Source organism: Youxingia wuxianensis (assembly GCF_014385085.1).
Lineage (GTDB): Bacteria > Bacillota > Clostridia > Oscillospirales > Ruminococcaceae > Youxingia > Youxingia wuxianensis.
Map to the genome: position 1 here is coordinate 251,624 of NZ_JACRTD010000001.1, position 20,000 is coordinate 271,623.

General features: G+C 47.4%; 20 protein-coding genes, 1 pseudogene and 1 other annotated feature. Of the genes and pseudogenes, 20 read left to right on the plus strand and 1 reads right to left on the minus strand.

Annotated features, from left to right (window positions below):
- The first annotated feature begins 17 nt into the window (after positions 1 to 17).
- From recN to sigG, 9 genes are all read left to right on the plus strand, one after another.
- Positions 18 to 1,685: a DNA repair protein RecN gene (gene recN / locus H8705_RS01250; RefSeq protein ID WP_262394064.1), complete on the plus strand. Its 1,668-nt coding sequence runs from the start codon at positions 18 to 20 to the stop codon at positions 1,683 to 1,685.
- A 104-nt stretch (positions 1,686 to 1,789) separates the two neighbouring features.
- A complete protein-coding gene (tyrS, locus tag H8705_RS01255) occupies positions 1,790 to 3,022 on the plus strand; it encodes a tyrosine--tRNA ligase (protein WP_262394237.1) in 1,233 nt (410 codons plus the stop codon).
- Positions 3,023 to 3,056: 34 nt separating this feature from the next.
- Positions 3,057 to 3,683 carry an ECF transporter S component gene (locus H8705_RS01260; RefSeq protein WP_262394065.1) on the plus strand — a complete coding sequence of 209 codons (627 nt, stop codon included), beginning with the start codon at positions 3,057 to 3,059 and terminating at the stop codon, positions 3,681 to 3,683.
- A gap of 67 nt (positions 3,684 to 3,750) precedes the next feature.
- Positions 3,751 to 3,996: a binding site (T-box leader), on the plus strand.
- 63 nt (positions 3,997 to 4,059) lie between these two features.
- Entirely contained in the window at positions 4,060 to 5,568 is a 1,509-nt protein-coding gene (locus H8705_RS01265; RefSeq protein WP_262394066.1) for a 2-isopropylmalate synthase, read from the plus strand.
- A gap of 82 nt (positions 5,569 to 5,650) precedes the next feature.
- Positions 5,651 to 6,922 carry a 3-isopropylmalate dehydratase large subunit gene (gene leuC, locus H8705_RS01270; protein WP_262394067.1) on the plus strand — a complete coding sequence of 424 codons (1,272 nt, stop codon included), beginning with the start codon at positions 5,651 to 5,653 and terminating at the stop codon, positions 6,920 to 6,922.
- Between the two features lies 1 nt (position 6,923).
- On the plus strand, positions 6,924 to 7,412 hold the full coding sequence (leuD, locus tag H8705_RS01275) for a 3-isopropylmalate dehydratase small subunit (protein WP_262394068.1): 489 nt from the start codon (positions 6,924 to 6,926) through the stop codon (positions 7,410 to 7,412).
- A gap of 575 nt (positions 7,413 to 7,987) precedes the next feature.
- A complete protein-coding gene (locus H8705_RS01280) occupies positions 7,988 to 8,809 on the plus strand; it encodes a sigma-E processing peptidase SpoIIGA (RefSeq protein WP_262394069.1) in 822 nt (273 codons plus the stop codon).
- Between the two features lie 59 nt (positions 8,810 to 8,868).
- Positions 8,869 to 9,567, plus strand: coding sequence for an RNA polymerase sporulation sigma factor SigE (sigE, locus tag H8705_RS01285; RefSeq protein ID WP_262394238.1), 699 nt, complete (start codon positions 8,869 to 8,871; stop codon positions 9,565 to 9,567).
- Between the two features lie 149 nt (positions 9,568 to 9,716).
- Positions 9,717 to 10,487 carry an RNA polymerase sporulation sigma factor SigG gene (gene sigG, locus H8705_RS01290; RefSeq protein WP_262394070.1) on the plus strand — a complete coding sequence of 257 codons (771 nt, stop codon included), beginning with the start codon at positions 9,717 to 9,719 and terminating at the stop codon, positions 10,485 to 10,487.
- A 581-nt stretch (positions 10,488 to 11,068) separates the two neighbouring features.
- Here sigG and H8705_RS01295 read toward each other — a convergent pair.
- Entirely contained in the window at positions 11,069 to 11,401 is a 333-nt protein-coding gene (locus H8705_RS01295) for a winged helix-turn-helix transcriptional regulator (RefSeq protein WP_262394071.1), read from the minus strand.
- A 196-nt stretch (positions 11,402 to 11,597) separates the two neighbouring features.
- Between H8705_RS01295 and acgA the strand changes: the two genes are divergently transcribed.
- The 11 genes and pseudogenes from acgA to H8705_RS01350 all read left to right on the plus strand — a co-directional run.
- Positions 11,598 to 11,774 (plus strand): ACGX-repeat peptide, encoded by a 177-nt coding sequence (gene acgA, locus H8705_RS01300; RefSeq protein WP_262394072.1) that lies wholly within the window; start codon positions 11,598 to 11,600, stop codon positions 11,772 to 11,774.
- A gap of 120 nt (positions 11,775 to 11,894) precedes the next feature.
- Complete coding sequence (gene acgM / locus H8705_RS01305; protein ID WP_262394073.1) at positions 11,895 to 12,926, plus strand: radical SAM/SPASM domain protein, ACGX system; 1,032 nt, start codon at positions 11,895 to 11,897, stop codon at positions 12,924 to 12,926.
- 2 nt (positions 12,927 to 12,928) lie between these two features.
- A complete protein-coding gene (locus tag H8705_RS01310) occupies positions 12,929 to 13,507 on the plus strand; it encodes a nitroreductase family protein (protein WP_262394074.1) in 579 nt (192 codons plus the stop codon).
- Positions 13,508 to 13,517: 10 nt separating this feature from the next.
- Positions 13,518 to 14,132 (plus strand): 4Fe-4S binding protein, encoded by a 615-nt coding sequence (locus H8705_RS01315; protein ID WP_262394075.1) that lies wholly within the window; start codon positions 13,518 to 13,520, stop codon positions 14,130 to 14,132.
- Positions 14,133 to 14,139: 7 nt separating this feature from the next.
- Positions 14,140 to 14,580, plus strand: a complete 441-nt coding sequence (locus tag H8705_RS01320) for a PPC domain-containing DNA-binding protein (protein WP_262394076.1) — start codon at positions 14,140 to 14,142, stop codon at positions 14,578 to 14,580.
- A gap of 13 nt (positions 14,581 to 14,593) precedes the next feature.
- Positions 14,594 to 15,454, plus strand: a complete 861-nt coding sequence (locus H8705_RS01325) for an SIR2 family NAD-dependent protein deacylase (protein WP_262394077.1) — start codon at positions 14,594 to 14,596, stop codon at positions 15,452 to 15,454.
- Between the two features lie 195 nt (positions 15,455 to 15,649).
- Positions 15,650 to 17,164 (plus strand): ParB/RepB/Spo0J family partition protein, encoded by a 1,515-nt coding sequence (locus H8705_RS01330; RefSeq protein WP_262394078.1) that lies wholly within the window; start codon positions 15,650 to 15,652, stop codon positions 17,162 to 17,164.
- Between the two features lie 295 nt (positions 17,165 to 17,459).
- Entirely contained in the window at positions 17,460 to 17,801 is a 342-nt protein-coding gene (locus tag H8705_RS01335) for a DUF7768 domain-containing protein (RefSeq protein ID WP_262394079.1), read from the plus strand.
- Between the two features lies 1 nt (position 17,802).
- The gene (locus H8705_RS01340; RefSeq protein WP_215685450.1) at positions 17,803 to 18,516 is read left to right on the plus strand and encodes an antirestriction protein ArdA; all 714 of its coding nucleotides are present in this window, start codon (positions 17,803 to 17,805) and stop codon (positions 18,514 to 18,516) included.
- 27 nt (positions 18,517 to 18,543) lie between these two features.
- Positions 18,544 to 19,050 carry a PcfB family protein gene (locus H8705_RS01345; RefSeq protein ID WP_006573781.1) on the plus strand — a complete coding sequence of 169 codons (507 nt, stop codon included), beginning with the start codon at positions 18,544 to 18,546 and terminating at the stop codon, positions 19,048 to 19,050.
- A pseudogene (locus H8705_RS01350) lies at positions 19,037 to 19,990 on the plus strand (type IV secretory system conjugative DNA transfer family protein); the annotation flags it as partial. The gene H8705_RS01345 and the pseudogene H8705_RS01350, both read left to right, overlap by 14 nt.
- Positions 19,991 to 20,000: the final 10 nt, after the last annotated feature.

Consider the following 20,000-nt stretch of genomic DNA (forward strand, 5'->3'; position numbering starts at 1 on the left):
GGTCAAGAGGTGAGAAGATGCTTTCACAGCTTTACATAAATAATATTGCGGTGATCAGCGAAGCCACGATCGATCTAAAACCAGGGTTAAATGTATTTACTGGTGAAACCGGCGCAGGGAAAACGATTCTGATCAACGCAATCAATGCGGTGCTGGGTGAACGGGCGTCCAAAGACAGTATCCGTACCGGAGAAAGCAAGGCGGTAATTTCCGCCTTATTTGAGGATATCAGTTCAGAGGCCGCAGCCGCGCTGGAGCAGGCAGGCTATCCGGCGGAAGACGGCTCGGTACTGATCACCCGGGAATTGGATATCAGCGGAAAATCCACTTGCAAGATTGACGGCCGTCCGGCGACCACAGGAATTTTAAAGAATATTTCCGGTCATCTGATTAATGTCCATGGGCAGCATGACAATCAACAGCTGCTATCTGCGCAAAAACATCTGAGCTTTATCGACAGTTTTGGCGGGCTGGAGCAAGAAGTCGCCCAATATAAAGAAGTTTATCAGAAGTATGTGAGCGTAAAAGAAAAATTGGAGAATATCACTACTGATGAAGCGCAAAAGGCCCATAGGATTGACTTGTTGGAATACCAGATCAATGAAATTGAGGCGGCCCAGCTTGTGCAGGGGGAAGAAGAGCAGCTCAAGGCCCGGCGGAAAATGGTAAAAAATAGTCTGAATATCACCCAGGCGTTAGGAACTTGTATGGCCTTATTTGAAGGGGAGATGGAAGGCGGCGGACTGCAGGAGATGTTCGGCTCTTTGGTAGAAAATATTTCCCAAGCAGCCAGTTATATGGAAGAGGCCCAGCCTATTGCCCAGCGCATAGAAGAGATATCTTATGAGATGGAGGGCTTTGAAAGGGATATCCGCGGGCTTTTGGAAGATTTTGACTGCGACCCTTCAGAGCTGGATGCGATTGAGCGTCGGCTGGATACCATTTATACGCTGAAAAAGAAATATGGCAGCGATATTCAGGAAATTTTGAACTATCGCGACAACGCATGGGAAGAACTGCGCTCCATCGAAAACTCTGATCAGCAGATAAAGGAACTGGAAAAGCAGGAACAAAAGCTTTTTTCGCTGGCAAGAGAAAAAGCTTTACATCTGTCAGAGCGCCGAAAACAGGCGTCTCAGCAGTTCGTTTTTGCCGTGGGAGAAGAACTTGCGTTTCTAGATATGCCTTCCGTCCAATTATCCGTAATGGCCAAAGAGAAGCCGCTTTCTGCTGATGGGATGGATGATCTGGAACTGATGATTGTCACCAATGTGGGAGAACAGGCAAAGTCCCTTGCAAAAATTGCTTCCGGCGGGGAACTCTCCCGCATTATGCTCTCCATTAAAAATGTGCTGGCGGATAAAGACGAAATTCAGACGATGATTTTTGATGAGGTGGATACTGGCGTCAGCGGCAGAGCGGCTCAAAAAATAGGGAAAAAGCTTGCCCAAGTAGCGCAGAACCGACAGGTCATTTGTGTAACCCACTTGGCACAGGTAGCTTCTTTTGGAAATAATCATCTGTACATTTCCAAGGAATCCCGCAATAACCGCACCTATACAACAATAGTTCCCCTTACCCGGGAGCAGCGGATAAGAGAGCTTGCGCGCATCAGCGCGGGAGAAAATATTACGCCGATTGCGTTATCCCACGGGGAGGAAATGCTAAAAGAAGCGGGAAATTAGGTTGTTTTTTCTAATCAATGGTGCTATAATAAACAAATTAATCAACTCTTTTACGTTAATGTGTGAAAGGGATTTTGTTAAAATGAACTTTAGAAGGAGAAAGACTGATGACAGTATTTGAAGAATTAACCCGGCGCGGATTGATCGCGCAGATGACGCATCCCGAAAAAATTGAAGAACTTTTTAATAATGAGAAAGTTACTTTCTATATCGGGTTCGACGCTACTGCCGACAGCCTGCATGTGGGCCATTTTCTTCAGTTGGTCGTTATGGGGCATCTCCAGCGCGCGGGCCATCGTCCGATTGCGTTGTTAGGCACCGGGACGACTATGATTGGCGACCCCACGGGAAAATCGGATATGAGAAAGATGCTGACCCCGGAACAAATTAATTATAATGCGGAATGCTTCATGCGCCAGATGTCCCATTTTATTGACTTTTCCGATGGAAAAGCCTTGATGCTGAAAAATGGCGATTGGCTGCTGAAGTTTAATTATATTGATTTTCTGCGCGAGGTGGGCGTACATTTTTCTGTGAATCGCATGCTGACAGCAGAATGTTTTAAAACCCGTTTGGAACGGGGATTATCCTTTATGGAATTTAACTATATGTTGATGCAGAGTTACGATTTCTTATACCTTTATCAGAATTATGGCTGTAAAATTGAGTTGGGCGGCGACGACCAGTGGTCGAATATTATTAACGGCGCAGATCTTACCCGTCGTGTTACCGGGCAGGAAGTGTATGGTATGACTTTTACCCTGCTGACTACCAAAGAGGGTAAGAAAATGGGGAAAACCGAAAGCGGCGCTGTATGGCTGGATCCGGAAAAAACATCGCCTTATGAATTTTTCCAGTATTGGAGAAATGTAGCGGATGACGATGTGATCAACTGTTTAAAACTGCTGACCTATCTTCCTATTGAAGAGATCGAAGGGATGGAAAAATGGGAAGGAAGCCAGCTGAATAAAGCCAAAGAAATCCTTGCGTATGAAATTACAAAAATGGTCCATGGGAAGGAAAACGCTGATAAGGCTCTTGAGACCGCAAAAGCTCTGTTTGGAGCGGGCGCCCAAAGCGACGACATGCCGTCTACTCATCTTGCTGGCGGCGATCTTGCTGACGGGGAAATTTCGGTGATTGATTTGCTGGTAAAAGCGGGGATTGCTCCGTCAAAAGGCGAGGGACGGCGGCTGATCCAGCAGGGCGGTATTTCTGTAGATGATGTAAAGGTTTTGGACATTACAGAAAAATTAAGCTTGAATAATTTCGAAAAAGGATATGTAATTATCAGAAAGGGCAAGAAGGTATATCATAAAGTTTTGCTTGACAAGTAGGTGTGTAAATAACAGATAGAGAGGTGTGGCGTCTATGCAAAACAAGCTTTCTTCTACAAAGTATTTAACCATGTTGGGCCTGCTGGCCGCGGTCGAAATTGTCCTGGCCTTTACTCCTTTAGGGTTTATTCCGCTGGGAGTTACGAAAGCGACCACAATCCATATTCCTGTAATTTTAGGAGCTATTTTGCTAGGACCGTTGGCAGGTGGGATTTTAGGCGGCTTATTTGGTATTTTAAGCGTTATTATCAATACTTTTCAGCCCACGATAACCTCCTTTGTATTTACGCCGTTTTATAATTTAAGCCCGGATTTCCACGGCAATGGCTGGAGTTTGGTTGTTGCCATTGTGCCGCGCATCTGCATCGGGATCATTGCCGCATATATTTTTCGGTTTTTGCACCGGATGTTTACCAGCGAAATTGTCAGCTTTGCCGGCGCGGGGCTGGTAGGATCTATGACCAATACAATTTTGGTGATGGGCGGAATTTACCTCTTTTTTGGCCGGCAGTATGCCGCGGCTAAGGGGATGGATTTTTCTGCGCTGTTTCAGGCGATTATGACGGTAGTAGGAGTAAATGGTGTGCTAGAAGCGATTGTGGCGGCGATTTTGACCCTTGCAATAGGAAAAGTGCTGTTCCAGATTGTAAAGCGTTCTTGAAAAAATTTAAAAAACGCCTATTGACAAACCAATTTTTTTGCGCTATTATGTGCTTCAAGAAATAACGTCAAATGCTTTGATGGGGAAAAAACGCATCAAGTGAGTTTTCAGAGAGCTGTCGGTTGGTGTGAGACAGTGCCGCTTATGTGAATAACTCGCCCCTGAGCAGTCAGTTGAAAACCTTTGGTGAGTAGATGTGACCGGTATCCCACCGTTACCTGGAGAGCGCATTGCTGGATGCGGCTGAGCGGGCTGTTTTATACAGCCAACGAGAGTGGTACCACGGAAGTTTTTTTAAGCCTTCGTCTCTTATTGAAAGAGACGAAGGCTTTTTTGACGTTACAGGAAAATTTATTTAGAAAGGTGAGAAAAGGATATGTCAAGAAAAATTAAAATTTTTGACACCACATTGAGAGATGGGGAACAGTCCCCAGGATGCAGTATGAACTTTAATGAGAAAATTGAGATGGCTCGCCAACTGGAACGTCTAGGAGTAGATATTATTGAAGCGGGATTTCCCATTTCCTCCCCGGATGATTTTGAGGCGGTAAAAGCCATTGCCAAAACAGTCAAGAACGCTACTGTCGCCGGTCTTGCCCGGGCAGTAAAGGGAGATATTGATCGGGCGTGGGAAGCGATCCAATATGCGCAATCACCCAGAATACATACCTTTTTGGCCACCAGCGATATCCACATGAAATACAAATTGAAAATGAGCCCGGATGAAGTGCTTGAAAGAATAAGCTCTATGGTCGCTCTTGCAAAAAGCTATTGTCCGGATGTGGAATTTTCTGCGGAGGACGCCTCCCGAAGCGATATGAACTTTCTGGTGAAGGCGTTTGACGCCGCTATCGCGGCGGGGGCAACCACGATTAATATCCCGGATACGGTAGGATACAGCACCCCAAATGAAATGTTTGAAATTATTCGGTACTTAAAAAGCCATTTAAAAAATCCGCAAGTGGATATCTCTGTCCACAATCATAACGACTTGGGACTTGGGGTTGCCAATACGCTGGCATGTATCCAAGCGGGAGCTACTCAGGTGGAATGTACTGTCAACGGCATTGGGGAGAGGGCGGGAAACGCCTCTTTGGAAGAGGTTGTGATGAACCTGCATACCCGCAAAGATATTTACGACTGCACAACCTCGATCGTGACCAAACAGATCTATCGTACCAGCAAACTGCTTTCAACGATTACCGGCGTAGGAATCGCTCCCACAAAGCCCATTGTAGGAGCCAACGCCTTTGCCCATGAAGCGGGGATACATCAGCACGGTGTGCTGGCGCAGCGCTCCACTTATGAGATTATGGCTCCGGAGGACATCGGTATTTATCAAAATAAAATGGTTCTTGGAAAACATTCAGGAAAACATGCTTTTGCCGAACGCCTGAACGAATTGGGATATATCCTCAGCGAGGAGGACATTGCTAACGCCTTTGAACGGTTCAAAGTAGTGGCTGATCAGAAAAAAAATATCACGGATAAAGATATTGAAGCTTTAATAGGCTCTTCCGCTCTTGAAATCAAAGAAACTTATACTCTTAAGAGCTTTGTTGTCAACAGCGGTACGGTTATTTCTGCCACTGCGGTGGTAAAATTGGTCAACGATCAGGGAGAAGAGAAAGAACATGTCGCCAGGGGCGCTGGCCCAATTGACGCGGCATTCAAGGCAATTGACCGTATTGTGAAAAAAGACTGCAAACTGGAAAATTACACGATTCAGTCGGTTACGGAAGGTGAGGACGCTTTGGGCGAGGTCATTACTAAAATTTCTGTGGATGAACGGGAAATTACCGGCAGAGGGCTGAGTACGGATATTTTGGAAGCGAGTATAAAATCTTATATCAACGCTTTGAACAAAGCTATTGCCGGACAATAAGATTTCATGATAAAATAAAAAAATGAGGCAGACCAGCGTCCATATGGCTGCTGGTCTTACCAATACAAGGAGGCGCTAAAGTATGGGCATGACAATGACACAGAAGATCCTTGCGAAAAAGGCGGGACTTTCCAGTGTAAGTGCCGGACAACTGATTAATGCGGATGTGGATATGGTGCTGGGAAACGACATCACCACCCCTGTGGCGATCGATGAGTTTGAAAAAGCGCGGTTTGATGGGGTTTTTAACAGAAGCAGGATTTCTATCGTGCTGGATCATTTTACTCCCAACAAGGATATCAAAGCGGCGGAGCTCTCTAAACGCTGCCGGCAGTTTGCAGGAAAATATGATATTGAAAATTTTTACGACGTGGGGGAGATGGGAATAGAACACGCCCTGCTCCCGGAAAAAGGATTGGCGGCCCCAGGGGAACTGATTGTCGGGGCGGACAGCCATACTTGTACTTACGGAGCGCTGGGAGCTTTTTCCACCGGTTTTGGGTCTACCGATATGGCGGCGGTAATGGCTACCGGAAAGTGCTGGTTTAAGGTGCCTTCCGCCATCCGGTTTAACCTTACGGGAAAATTGAAAAAATGGGTCAGCGGCAAAGACGTTATCCTTCATATTATCGGAATGATCGGCGTAGACGGCGCCCTATATCAATCCATGGAGTTCGGCGGGGACGGGCTTGGGTGCCTTTCCATTGACGACCGCCTTACTATGGCGAATATGGCTATTGAAGCCGGCGGGAAAAATGGAATTTTTGAGGTGGATGATATTACCCGGGAATATTTAAACGGCAGGGTCAGCCGAGAGTATACGGAGGTAACGCCGGATGCGGACGCTCCTTATGAAAAGGTGATCGATCTGGACCTTGGTTCCATTCGACCCACCGTGGCGTTCCCTCATCTTCCGGAAAATACCCGTACCGAAGAAGAATGGGGTGACGTTCCCATTGACCAGGTAGTTATTGGTTCCTGTACTAATGGGAGAATCAGCGATCTTCGTATCGCGGCGGAAATTTTAAAAGGCAGGAAGATTGCGAGGGGAATACGGTGCATCATCATACCTGGTACCCAGAACATTTATCTGGAAGCGATGAGAGCCGGTTATGTGGAAACGTTTATCCAAGCGGGCTGTGTAGTATCAACCCCTACCTGCGGGCCCTGCCTTGGCGGATATATGGGGATTTTGGCCCCCGGGGAACGATGTGTCGCTACCACCAATCGCAATTTTGTCGGTCGTATGGGTCATGTAAAGTCGGAAGTATACCTTGCGTCTCCGGCTGTAGCGGCAGCGAGTGCCATAGCGGGGAAAATTGCTTCTCCGGATAAGATAAAAGGAGGCGAGTGAAATGGAAGCGACCGGTTATGTATTTAAATATGGCGATAATATTGATACGGACGTGATCATTCCCGCCCGCTATCTGAATATCAGCGACCGCAAGGAACTTGTGTCCCATTGTATGGAGGATATTGATAAAGATTTCATAAAAAAAGTGAAGCCAGGGGATATTATTGTAGGCGGATATAATTTTGGCTGCGGTTCTTCCAGGGAACACGCTCCTATGGTGATCAAAGAATGTGGCGTATCCTGTGTCATCGCCAAATCTTTTGCCCGTATCTTTTACCGCAACGCGATCAATATTGGCATGCCCATCTTAGAGTGTGAAGCGGCCAGCGACGCGATTGCCAGCGGTGATCAGGTGAAGATTGATTTTGACAGGGGGAAAATTTATAATATCACGAAAAATGAAACCTATAAAGCGATTCCTTTTCCAGAGTTTATCAAAGAGATCATACAAGCCGGGGGCCTGTTAAACTCCATAAAAGAAAAAAAATAAAACGGTAAAAAAGACGATGGTTAAGCCATCGTCTTTTTTGTTTTAATCTAGCAGCATTTCCTTTGCCGTCTGGCGCAGTACAGATCTCTGCAGCACAACCACCGGGGATGGGCAAAATCGGGCCAGAAGGTATTTCTACAATCCTGTGGATACATACCGCAGCAGCCGTTCTGATCACAGCACATTCTCATAGTGCGTTCGCATGTTTCTTCGATAGGGTACCATTCACAGTCGCTGTTGGCAGGACAACCACTTACTGCGCGGGTAACACAGTCGTTGCATGTATTATTTTTTCTTCCACAGCCACAGCAGTTGCAGCTGTTCCTATATCTTCCTGTGTTGTTACAACAACAAGCCATAGATAATCACACCTTTTGCTTATAAAATTGTGTATTTACAAAGTACAGCTTAGCGCATAAGCTGTTCTTTTTTATTGTATGCAAATGGCGTTCAAGTTGATATTGGCAAAGGAGTATGAAATAAATATTTCACCCTGTTTTCGACAAAAACAGAACCTGTCCCATGGCTATACTTGTCTAGAAGGACTTACCCCCACAAGAAAGGGGAGGGATCTATTGCCTGTATATGCAGATGTTCTTGTAGTGGTGAATTTTGTGGTAAATCTTTTCATTTTGATGGCGGTTGGAAAAATTGCAGGTGCGATAACCACCCGTAAACGTTTATGGATAGGAGCATTTATCGGGGCGATCAGCTCTTTAATCATTTTTATTCCGCTTCCAGGATTTTTTTTGCAATTTCTATATAAAATCTTAGTTGCGGCGGCGATGACAGCAGCGGCGTTTGGTTGTAAGCCCTATAAAAAATTTGCGGGAAGATTATTTGTCACTTTTGCGGTAAGTTTTATTTTTGCGGGATTGATGCTGGCGGTTTGGTTTTTATTTTCTCCCGCAGGAATGTTGTTTTACAACGGAATAGTTTATTTCCATATTTCCGCTCTTACTTTAATCCTGACAACAACGGCGGCATATCTGATTGTTACCTTGATCGAGAGGCTGTTTTTTTCCCGGATCAATGAAAAACAGCTGTACGACATCACCATTGTTGTCAATGGAAAGGCCCTTTCAACCAAGGCTCTGGCGGATACAGGAAGCAACTTAAAGGAACCTTTTTCCGGAGCTCCGGTGGTGATATGCGATCGGATGTTGGCGCAAAAAATAACGCCCCAGGAAAAGGAAAAATTTCGGGTTATTCCCTGCTTAACAGTAACCGGGGAAGGACTGCTGGAAGGATTTCGGCCGGATTACATAGAAATTGCCGGGGAAAACATCAATATAAAAACTTCGGATGTATACATAGCAATCAGCCGTGAAAAGATCGTTGGAGAATATCAGGCGCTGCTGAACCCACAAATTTTAAAGCTGGGGGCGACAGGATAAAATATTTGATTAGGTAGAGGTGTATTAGGTTGAAACAAGCAATTATAAACAAAGTTGTAATTATTACCTGGTGGTACGAATGGATTTTACACCGGCTGGGAATCCGCCGCCGGGCCTATTATATTAATGGGCCGGAAACATTGCCCGCTCCCTTATCTAAGGAGGAAGAAAAAGTTGTTTTCATGAAACTGGAGGCGGATGATCCGGCGGCCAGGGAAAAATTGACGGTACATAATCTTCGTTTAGTAGTATATATCGCGAAAAAATTTGAATCTACCGGGATTTGTGTAGAGGATTTAATCTCCATTGGGACGATTGGACTGATAAAAGCGGTAAATACTTTCTGCCCACAAAAAAATATTAAGCTTGCTACTTACGCTTCCCGCTGTATTGAAAATGAAATTTTAATGCATTTGCGCAAAAGTCAAAATCATAAAAATGAGATTTCTATTGACGAGCCGCTGAATATTGACTGGGACGGCAATGAACTGCTGCTTTCAGATATTCTTGGGACTGATCCGGACAGTATCAATCGCCCCATTGAAGATGAAGCGGAAAAAAACCTGCTTTTGGGTGCAATCGACCATTTAGCGGATCGGGAAAAGTTGATTATGCAGCTGCGTTTTGGGCTTTTGGATGGGGAAGAAAAGACCCAAAAGGAGGTAGCGGATATTATTGGGATTTCTCAATCCTATATTTCCCGGTTAGAAAAAAGAATCATCAAAAAACTTAAAAAAGAGCTAGAAAAAACTCTCTGAAAAACAAAAATCAGCGGTAATTTCCGGATATTTTGTCGGGAAATTACCGCTGATTTTTCTTTTTACAAATTGGTAATTTTTGTTTGCTGTATGATTTTCAGGGGTCCCGTCCATACTTTTAGCGTACAAGCGAAAAGGGGATGTGTCGGGTGTATATTAATAAAGTAGAAATTTGCGGAGTAAACACATCAAAACTGAAAGTTTTAAAGGAAAAAGACAAAATAGAGCTCTTAAAACGTATTCGTGAAGGGGATGAAAAAGCAAGAGAAGAGATGATTAATGGAAACCTTCGGTTAGTATTGTCAGTTGTACAAAAATTTACGAACCGAGGGGAAAATTTGGATGATCTGTTTCAGGTGGGCTGTATAGGATTGATCAAAGCGATTGATAATTTTGATCCGAATCAAAACGTCCGCTTCTCCACTTATGGAGTTCCTATGATCATTGGTGAAATACGCAGACATCTCAGGGACAATAACTCTGTACGGGTAAGCCGTTCCCTGCGTGATTTAGCTTATAAAGCGATGCAGGCCAAAGAGCGGCTGATCAATCAAAACGCAAAAGAGCCTACGGTGGATGAAATCGCCAAGGAAATCGGAATGAAAAAAGAAGACGTGGTGCTGGCGCTGGAAGCAATCGTGGAGCCAATGTCTTTATATGAGCCGGTATATTCCGATGGGGGAGACACAATTTATGTGATGGATCAGGTAGGGGACAAAAACAGCGAAAGCGACTGGATGGATGAAATTGCGATTAAGGAAGCAATGAAAAGTTTAAACGAACGGGAAAAGAAGATATTGACCCTTCGTTTTTTTGTCGGTAAAACTCAGATGGAGGTTGCCAAAGAGATCGGAATTTCTCAAGCACAGGTATCCCGCCTGGAAAAAGGGGCCTTGGATTGGATTAAAAAGCATATATAAAAAAATCTCCGATTTAAGCGCGGTGAGATAGGAAAACAAGCAAAAACCCTTTAATCATCGTATTTAAGGGCAACGGGCAAACAGGCTACAACTGAATAACCGAACAAAAGGGACGCTATCGCAAGATAACGCCCCTTTCTACATATAGCTACACCACAGACTGAAAGGTCTGTGGTGTTTTTTATGCCCACAGAAAAAGGAGGCGCAGCCGGAATGTATTTCATGGGAGGGGAAAACAAGCGTTTGAAAAGCCGCAAGAAAAAGTCGATTGCCCGCAGTTGGAAAATTCCTTCCTATCCTTTCCCCTAACCCCTTTCCTTTTGACGAGGGCGCAGCGGCTATGCCGCCGGAATGAAAAGGAACAGAAGCGAAAACACAGTAGAAATTTACCGAGAAATCATTAAGGAAAGCTCTATAAGGGCATGGGAAACTCCCAGCAAGCGTTTTTCGCAAATGGGTACTCATTTGCTGTGCTTGCTACCTGCTCACAAAGCCGCCGGAAAGACAAAGCTTGTTTTGGGATTTTGGCACAGATGAAAGAGCGACCAGCTTTTGCCGATCGCCCTCTAACGTGTTCCATACTAAAAACGGGGGTGATTTTCTTTGTAGCTTTTTCCCCATGCTTCCATTGACGCAATAATCGGCCGCATATTTTCTCCTAATTCAGAAAGCGCATATTCCACACGCGGCGGGACTTCTGGGTACACGGTACGAGTAACAAGCCCGTCTGCTTCCATGGAGCGCAGACTATCAGTTAATACTTTTTGGCTAATACCTTCTAAATCTTTTTTTAACTCATTAAACCGCCAGGAACGGTGTAACAGGTTTCGTAAGATTAACAGTTTCCATTTGCTGCCTATCAACTGCACTGTCGTTGCGACTGGACATTCTGGCAATTCTTCTTTTGTCAACATCTCGGCAGGCTCCTTTCAATAGTTCAAAATAGAATGTAACATCTAAATTATAGTGTAAGAGCGCAAAAAAATCAAGATGAGTTACAAAAAAGTAACTAAGTAATAGATTTGTGCGTACTTTTTTTCTATCGCAAAGTTATCTACAATAGAATTGCGAGGAAGAAAACCCGCAATTCAAAAATGGAGGTAAACGAATATGGCACTTTCAAATCTGTTTGGTTGGGGCAAAAAAGAAACTGTTTCCGCTGCTTGCGGCTCTGCCTGCGGTGCTGGCGATAAGCCGGAAGAAAAGCCCGCTGCTTGCGGTTCTGCCTGCGGTGCTGGCGATAAGCCGGAAGAAAAGCCCGCTGCTTGCGGTGCTGGCGATAAGTAAGATTGTCTGCCAACCCCTTGACCGTTCCCGGCGGAAAACCGCCGGGAACAATCATAATAAACCATTCGGGTAAACCGATTTTTATATACATAGAAAAATTGCTAAAGCGAGGAATTGATAATGAAAGAATACTTTGCCTTTCAATGGCATATTACCGACGAATGCGATCAGCGGTGCAAGCATTGTTATATCTTTTCGGAGGACAACTGCAAAAAGCTGGACGCTATGACATGGCAGCAGATACAAGACACCTTTTATAACTGCCTGGACTTTTGCGAGATATATGGCCGCCTGCCATACTTCTATATTACAGGTGGAGATCCCATCTTGCACCCGGATTTTTGGCGGCTGCTTGGGCTGATGAAAGAACACAACATTCCTTTTACCATTCTTGGAAATCCGTTTCATTTGAATGATGAGGTATGCAAACAGCTGAAAGAATACGGCTGTCAAAAATACCAGCTTTCCCTTGATGGGATGCGGGAAACCCATGATTGGTTCCGCAAGCCGGGGTCCTTTGATTGCACTCTTGAAAAAATTGCTTGTATCAAAAGGGCAGGAATCCGATCTGTCATTATGACAACGGTATCGGGGACAAATATCAAAGAAATCCCCGCAATCATTGATACGGTTGTGGAAGCGGGCGTCGATGTATTTGCTTTTGCTCGTTATTGCCCCACCAGCGAAGAAAAGGATACCGGTATGACCCCGCAGGAATACCGGGAACTTTTGGATACCTGCTATAAAAAGTTTCAAGCATACGAAGCAGCAGGCTGCTCCACCTATTTCAATAAAAAAGACCACTTGTGGACGCTTTACGAATATGAAAAAGGGATTTTCAAAATCCCGGAGGACGCACAAGACGGATTTATTTACGGTGGCTGTAACTGCGGGAATTGCCACATGACCATACTTCCCACTGGCGATATTTATGCCTGCCGCCGCGTACAAAACAGCAAAGTTGGTAATGTATTTGAAGATCGGATTGCCGACATTTGGGTTTGCCAAATGGAAACCTACCGGGACTATACAAAGTTTGAAAAGTGCGCTAAATGCGAACTCTTGGCATGGTGCCGGGGCTGTCCTGCCGTTGCAAGCGGCAAAGACGGTAACTTTTATGCTGCTGATCCCCAATGTTGGAAAGAGGTGTAAACATGGATTTGTTTGAACTGATGAAATATCGCCGTTCTATCCGAAAATATGAGGATAGACAAATTGAGCGCGGCGATCTTGAGAAAATCGTGGAAGCAGGGCTTTATGCTCCAAACGCAGGCGGCGGTCAACGAGCGGTAGTCCGTGCCATATATAATAAAGAACTTTGTGAAAAGATTGGGAAACTTAATGTTGCAAGATTTGACCGAAAAAATCTATCTGGATCTTATGTATCTAGCGAGCAGCCCAGCATTATTGACGACCCGACCATTCAAAGCGGATTTTACGGTGCGCCGACCGTTTGTGTGATTTTCGGCCCAAAGCACTTTTTATATAGCACGCCGGACGCTTTTTGCTGCGCTGAAAATATGGTGTTGGCGGCAGCACAGCTTGGGCTTTCGTCCTGTATCGTGGCACGAGGCGAGGAAACCTTTGACAATGAAATTGGTGCAGCCTACTTAAAAGAATGGGAAATCCACGAAAACTATGTTGCCCGCTGTTTCGTTCTGTTGGGTTATTGTGAGGGAGAATATCCACAGGGCAAACCGCGAAAAGAAAATCGCAGTTTAATTGTCGAATGAGGTGGGATGTATGGATGCACAAACTTGTTTGAAAAAACTGCAATATGTAGGTGTATTAAATTTTGCTACTGTGGGACTAGACGGAACGCCGCAGGTGCGGTGTATCAGCGCCATTCACTATGACCAGAACGCACTCTATTTCTTTACCGCAAGAGGAAAGGATTTTTGCAAAGAGCTTTTACATGACGGACAGGTGCAAATCTTAGCTTATACCCGTTACAAAGAAATGATTCGTGTTTCTGCAAAAGCTATTCCGGTGGCAGAAGCAGAACAAAAATATTATATTAACCGTATCTTTCAGGAGCAGCCCTATCTTGAAAATGTATACCCGGGCAAAACACGGGAAATCGGGATAGTTTTTGCTATCCGAGATATGCAGATTGAATATTTCAATTTAGGTGTTAATCCGATATTTCGGGAACAGTATCTTGTGGGGAATGGTGAGAATAAACAAAAAGGCTATGAGATAACCAGCGGTTGTATCGGATGCGGGACTTGTGTAAAAGGATGTCCCCAGCGGTGTATTAAACCAGGGAAAACCTATCGAATAGCACAGGAAAACTGTTTGCATTGTGGGAATTGCTTTGAGCGCTGCCCTGTAAAGGCAATTATAGAAAAGAGGTAAAGAATTTATGGAATATAAAAAAATGAAAGATGTCATTTATTTGCGGATTGATCAAGACGAAAGTGTCATAGATACCATTCAAGAAGTGTGCAGACGCGAAAAGGTATATACAGGATATTTTTGGGGGATTGGGGCTTGTGATCTTGCTATCCTTTCAACCTATCTTCCAGACAGAAATGAGTTTATAGACCACACAATTTCCGGCATGATCGAAATGATTTCTCTTATGGGAAATATTTCTGCTGACGACAATAACAATCCTGTTCTTCATTGTCACGGTTCTTTTTCTTTCTTAAACCCAGACGGAAATATCGCTGTAACAGCCGGACATTTGAAAGACGCCCGTATTAGCTATACAGGTGAAATCGTCTTGCATATAGCAGATATGAAAATTGGTAGAATGATTGACCCGAAAACCGGAATTGAAGTTTGGAAACTACCCCAATAGGAGCGTGATAAAAATGTTTTTCAAAAAGCCAACTCTTACACCACTTGATTTTGAAAGGCTAAAAGCAACATTAGATATGGCGGACGCGGTGATCATCGGGGCGGGTGCTGGCCTTTCGAGCGCTGCTGGATTTACCTATTCCGGGGAACGCTTCAACAAATATTTCAGTGATTTTTCGGAAAAGTATGGTTTCCACGATATGTATTCTGGTGGCTTTTATCCTTATCCAACTTTGGAGGAGTATTGGGCGTATTGGAGCCGCTATATTCAAATCAACCGCTATGAAAGCACACCAAAACCTGTTTATGAGCAGTTCTTTCAATTTGTAAAAAACAAAGACTACTTTGTTATCACAACAAATGTAGACCACTGTTTTCAAAAAGCAGGATTTGATAAAAAACGGCTCTTTTACACGCAGGGCGACTATGGCCTGTTTCAATGTTCCGAGCCCTGTTGTCAAAAGACTTATGATAATCAGGACCAGATCGAGCGCATGGTAGCGGAGCAATCGGATATGCGTATTTCTGCCGAGTTAATTCCCAAATGTCCTGTTTGCGGCAAGCCTATGGCGATGAACTTGCGGGCTGACGACAATTTTGTGCAGGACGCGGGGTGGTACCAAGCCGCAGAACGTTACAATCTATTTTTACGCCGCCATGAAAACACGCATATTCTCTTTTTGGAATTAGGCGTTGGCTATAACACACCGGGCATTATTAAATATCCGTTTTGGCAAATGACCGCTAAAAATCCCCATGCGACCTATGCTTGTCTAAATGATGGCGAAGCTGTTTGCCCGAAAGAAATCGAAAAAAAGGCGATCTGTATCAATGGAGATATCAGCGATATTTTAGGTTTCTTTACAAAGGCATAATCATAAATCACAACAAAAAACCGAGCCAACCTACACTAAAACGTCGCTTTTTCAAGAAAAAGGCGGCGTTTTTTCATGGCCCGGTTTGGGAAAGGAGTGGTGCTGACTTTATACTAAAACGAAAGGGGGAATTTTTTTAGCTGGCCGGGCCGGGAGGTCTGGCCTTTTTCATCTCAAGAAAAAGGAGGTTAGCCAATGGCAGATGAAAAAGTAAACGTGAGCGCGGAGGAAAGTAAAACCCCGGAAGCTCCGGCTCCGTCCGGGCCGGGCGATCCGCCCGCGCCGGAACACACCGAGGGGCCCGCTGTTCCTGGTGGGGCTCAGGCGGCCCCCGCTCATGCGGAGCCCTCCACGCCGGAGCAGTCTGTTATCCCTGGTATGGGTGAGGACGTTCCCGCGCCGTCCGGCAAGGTAATCAACCTTTCGGACATCCAGGCCGCTGATAAGGGCGGCAAGGAGGCTTCTGCTCCCGCCCCGGACAAGAAAGCGCCGGAGGCGGATAAGCCGCCGAAGCGCCGGGGCCGCCCGCCGAAAGAGCAGGCCGGGCCGACTGCGGAAAAAAAGGCAAAAGCGGCGGAGCCCCGCACAGGCCGCCCGTCTAAGGTTGATAAGGCGGCCCGTGAGGAGGCTCCGCCCTCTGTTCGGGACAAAGTGTCCAGAGGTAAGAAAGCCGACAAGGGTAAGGAAACGGGCTCCGGCGGTGCGCCTGCTTCTAAATCCGCTCAGACGGTAAAACCGGGCAAGGCCGCTCCCGTCAAGGAGGCGGCAGTCCCGCCGCCGGAAATCAAGCTGCCGCCCACGCCGGAGGTGCCGCCCCGCCCGGTGGAAGAGGGAAAAATCGTCTATCTGAAAATGTCGGAGCTCCATCCGTTCCACACGTTCCGGGAACACCCCTACAAGGTGCAGGACGATAAGGCGATGGACGATCTGGTGGGGACGATCAAGGAACACGGCATTATGACCCCCGCCACCGTCCGCCCGGAAAAGGACGGCAAGGGCTATGAGATTATCGCGGGCCACCGCCGCCATCATGGTGGTGAACGGGCCGGGCTGGAGGAAATGCCCTGTATTGTCCGCGAGATGACTGACCTTGAAGCTGTCCGGGAAATGCGGAACAGTAACAAACAGCGCGGTGATCCCCTCCCCAGCGAGCTGGCAAAGCTCCTGGATTTGGAGGTGGAGGCCATCAAGCGCCAGGGGGCCCGCCCGAAAAATGAGAAAGAGGCCGAGGCCCTGGGTAAGCTCTCGGTGGAGATTGTGGGTAAGGATCACGACATGAACTATAAAAAGGTCATGCGGTATATCCGCCTGAACTCCCTGGTGCCGGAGCTTCTGGACAAGGTGGACGCAAAGCAGATGGGCTTTATGCCTGCGGTGGAGATCTCGTATATCAGGCCGGAAAACCAGCGGCTGATTGCCGTTTCCATTGACGGGGAGCAGTCCTCCCCCTCGGTGGCCCAGGCGAAGCGGCTCCACGAGCTGGACAAGGAGGGCAAGCTCAACGGCGATGTGATTGACGGTATTTTAAGTGAAGAAAAAAAGGAGGATCGCGGTGTGATTATTTCGACTGCTGAACTGTCTAAGTATTTCGGTAAGGAGGTCACTCCTGCCAAAATGAAGGAGCAGATCATGGCCCTGTTGGACGAGTGGAAAGAGAAACAGCCGCCCGAACTGGCAAAGCCGGACAAGAAAAAGGACTTGGAGAAGTAACCGGGCCCCGCTTCTGGACACTTTGTCCAGAGGTAAGCACCCCGCGCTTGGGATGGGCTCTGTGGTGATATATCCCCCGTCGCCGGGTATCTTTTAGTACAGCCGGAGGTGGGCGGTCAAGGGGCGGAACGCCCGCCGCTTGCGGCGGCTTGCCCTTGACGGCCTGCCCCGGCTGTGCTATTCCCGGCTGGGCGGCGGGGGCATATATCCTCCAGAGCCGCCCCCTTTCCCTGGATAGGGAAAGGGCGGGGGGATAGGGTCGAACTACCTATTATAAATATCGGAGGTGTTGAAGATGAAACGATCCCTTGCTTATATTACTGCCGCATGGCGCGGCGATCCTGCGGCGGACATGGAACAGGCGGCGCATTTCTGCCGTGTGGTCTACGATGCGGGCTATTCCCCCATCTGCCCCATGCTCTATCTGCCGCTGTTTCTCAATGACGCGGTGCCGGAGGAGCACAAGAACGGCATCGACATGGGCCGTGACCTGCTCCGGCGCTCCCGTGTGCTGGTGGTGTGCGGCCATACGATCACCGAGTCTATGAAAAATGATATTGCCGTGGCCCAGCGGCTGGGGATCACCGCCACCACCCTTGAGGGCATCCTGACCGTCAAGGGACAGGGCCGCCGCTGATATGGCGTCCCTGTTTGAAGCCTACATCACCAACCTGGGAAAGTACAATGAGGGCGAGCTGGTTGGCGAAACGCTGAAATTCCCCACGACTACCGAAGAAGTACAGGGGCTTCTGAAACGCATTGGCGTGGACGGGGTACGTTATGAGGAATTTTTCATTACCAGCTTTGACGGTGATGTGCTGGGGCTCTACGACTATCTCACGGAATATGAAAACCTGGACGAGCTCAATCATCTGGCCTGCCTGCTCTCCGAGCTGGATCAGGGCGAACTGGAGAAATTTGAGGCCGTGATTGATAGCGGTGAACATACGTCCAGCGTGGCCGATCTCATCAATCTGGCGCAAAACCTGGATTGCTACGAGTTTTATCCTGGTGTCGAGGACGATGAAACCCTGGGGCGCATCTATGTGGAGGACATGGAGGCCATTGACGTGCCGGAGCACCTGCTGAATTATTTTGACTATGAGGCATACGGGCGGGATATTCGGCTTGAAGAGGACGGCCACTTTGCCCCTGGCGGCTATGTGCTGAACAATGGCGGTCAATTCATCGAGCACTATCACGGGATCGAGGACATTCCCGACGAGCACAAAGTTTTTGCCTTTCCGCAGCTCACGGTGCGGGAACAAATGGCAGCCTACAAAGAAATTATTGACGGTTCCTCCCTGGAGGGCTATCGGAAGATTGCCGCAAAGGAACACGAGGAACGATAACGGCACTTCTGGACGTTTTGTCCAGAGGTGCTTTTTTCATGGAAAGGAGGGATACGGCTGATTGACGAGGACGTTTCCAGACGTACCATAGCAGTTTCGATCAAGGCGACAAAGCTCACGGGCCGGGTACTGGCCCAGGCGTGTCTGGCGGTGGGCCGGAAGATCAAGAAAACGTACCGGGCCCGCCAGACACCCCACGGAAAACAGACGGTGCGCCAGCTTATGGGCCACGGGGCCGCCACGAACAGCATCGAGGTGGAGTCCCCAAAGGACTTTGACCGGGTGGCCCGGCGCTGGAATGTGGACTATGCCTTTTATAAGACCGGGCCGGACAAATACCTGTTGTTCTTTAAGAGCGGGCAGGCCGACGCCATCACCGCTTGCTTTTCGGAATATTCCCGGCGCGTGTTGAAGCGTTCCAAGTCCCAGCGTGTTCCCATCCGGGAACAGCTCAAACGGGCTGCCGCTGAACTGGCCCGCCAGCCGTCCCACAAGAAAGAACGTGCAAGGGAGGCGGTGCATGAGGACAGATAGCGTCAAAAAGTATGTGATACCCAATATCCCGTATCTGTTTATTCTGTGGGCCTGCCTAAAGCTGGGGACGGCCTACCGTCTGGCCCCTGGAGCAGACTTTGCTCACAAGCTCATGGGCCTGGGGCAGAGCATCGGCCCGGCCTTTGCCGACTTTGCGCCGGGGCTGGCCCCCTTTGACTGGCTCATCGGTATTGTGGGCGCGGTGGGCTTTCGCCTGCTGATCTACTTCAAAAGCAAGAACGCAAAGAAATTTCGGCGGGATGAGGAATACGGGTCGGCCCGCTGGGGCACCGAAAAAGACATCAAGCCCTTTGTCGATCCAAAGTTTGAGAACAACGTCATTTTGACAAAGACGGAGTTTCTTACCATGAACACCCGGCCCAAAAATCCCGCCAACGCCCGCAACCTCAACGCCTGTATCATCGGCTCGTCCGGCTCCGGCAAAACCCGTTTCTGGCTCACGCCCCAACTGCTCCAGGCGCACAGCTCCTATGTGTGCGTCGATCCGAAAGGCGGGGTGCTCTCCCAGGTGGGGGCTTTCCTGCAACGCCGGGGGTATCAGGTCAAAGTGTTCAACAGCATAGATTTTTCAAAATCCATGCACTACAATCCGCTGTCCTACATCCACAACGAGGCGGACATCCTCAAATTCGTGGACACCCTCATAGCCAACACCAAAGGCGAGGGCAAGGAGGGCGATCCGTTTTGGACGAAGGCGGAAACGCTTTTGTACTGCGCCCTAATTGCCTATATCATTTTCGAGGCACCCGCCGAGGATCGGAACATCAATACCCTGGTGGATATGATTTCCGGCATGGACGTGAAAGAGGATGACGAGTCCTATATGAACGCGGTGGATTATATGTTTAAGGGCCTGGAAAAGCGCAAGCCGGATTGTTTTGCCGTGAAGCAGTACAAAAAGTACAAATTAGCCAGCGGAGATGTATGCT

What these genes read in the sequence shown, in the direction of transcription:
- recN (WP_262394064.1), top strand. Translation starts at nt 18, where the DNA reads ATGCTTTCACAGCTTTACATAAATAATATTGCGGTGATCAGCGAAGCC.
- H8705_RS01260 (WP_262394065.1), top strand. Translation starts at nt 3,057, where the DNA reads ATGCAAAACAAGCTTTCTTCTACAAAGTATTTAACCATGTTGGGCCTG.
- H8705_RS01265 (WP_262394066.1), top strand. Translation starts at nt 4,060, where the DNA reads ATGTCAAGAAAAATTAAAATTTTTGACACCACATTGAGAGATGGGGAA.
- leuC (WP_262394067.1), top strand. Translation starts at nt 5,651, where the DNA reads ATGGGCATGACAATGACACAGAAGATCCTTGCGAAAAAGGCGGGACTT.
- leuD (WP_262394068.1), top strand. Translation starts at nt 6,924, where the DNA reads ATGGAAGCGACCGGTTATGTATTTAAATATGGCGATAATATTGATACG.
- H8705_RS01295 (WP_262394071.1), bottom strand. Translation starts at nt 11,401, where the DNA reads ATGTTGACAAAAGAAGAATTGCCAGAATGTCCAGTCGCAACGACAGTG.
- acgA (WP_262394072.1), top strand. Translation starts at nt 11,598, where the DNA reads ATGGCACTTTCAAATCTGTTTGGTTGGGGCAAAAAAGAAACTGTTTCC.
- acgM (WP_262394073.1), top strand. Translation starts at nt 11,895, where the DNA reads ATGAAAGAATACTTTGCCTTTCAATGGCATATTACCGACGAATGCGAT.
- H8705_RS01310 (WP_262394074.1), top strand. Translation starts at nt 12,929, where the DNA reads ATGGATTTGTTTGAACTGATGAAATATCGCCGTTCTATCCGAAAATAT.
- H8705_RS01315 (WP_262394075.1), top strand. Translation starts at nt 13,518, where the DNA reads ATGGATGCACAAACTTGTTTGAAAAAACTGCAATATGTAGGTGTATTA.
- H8705_RS01320 (WP_262394076.1), top strand. Translation starts at nt 14,140, where the DNA reads ATGGAATATAAAAAAATGAAAGATGTCATTTATTTGCGGATTGATCAA.
- H8705_RS01325 (WP_262394077.1), top strand. Translation starts at nt 14,594, where the DNA reads ATGTTTTTCAAAAAGCCAACTCTTACACCACTTGATTTTGAAAGGCTA.
- H8705_RS01330 (WP_262394078.1), top strand. Translation starts at nt 15,650, where the DNA reads ATGGCAGATGAAAAAGTAAACGTGAGCGCGGAGGAAAGTAAAACCCCG.
- H8705_RS01335 (WP_262394079.1), top strand. Translation starts at nt 17,460, where the DNA reads ATGAAACGATCCCTTGCTTATATTACTGCCGCATGGCGCGGCGATCCT.
- H8705_RS01340 (WP_215685450.1), top strand. Translation starts at nt 17,803, where the DNA reads ATGGCGTCCCTGTTTGAAGCCTACATCACCAACCTGGGAAAGTACAAT.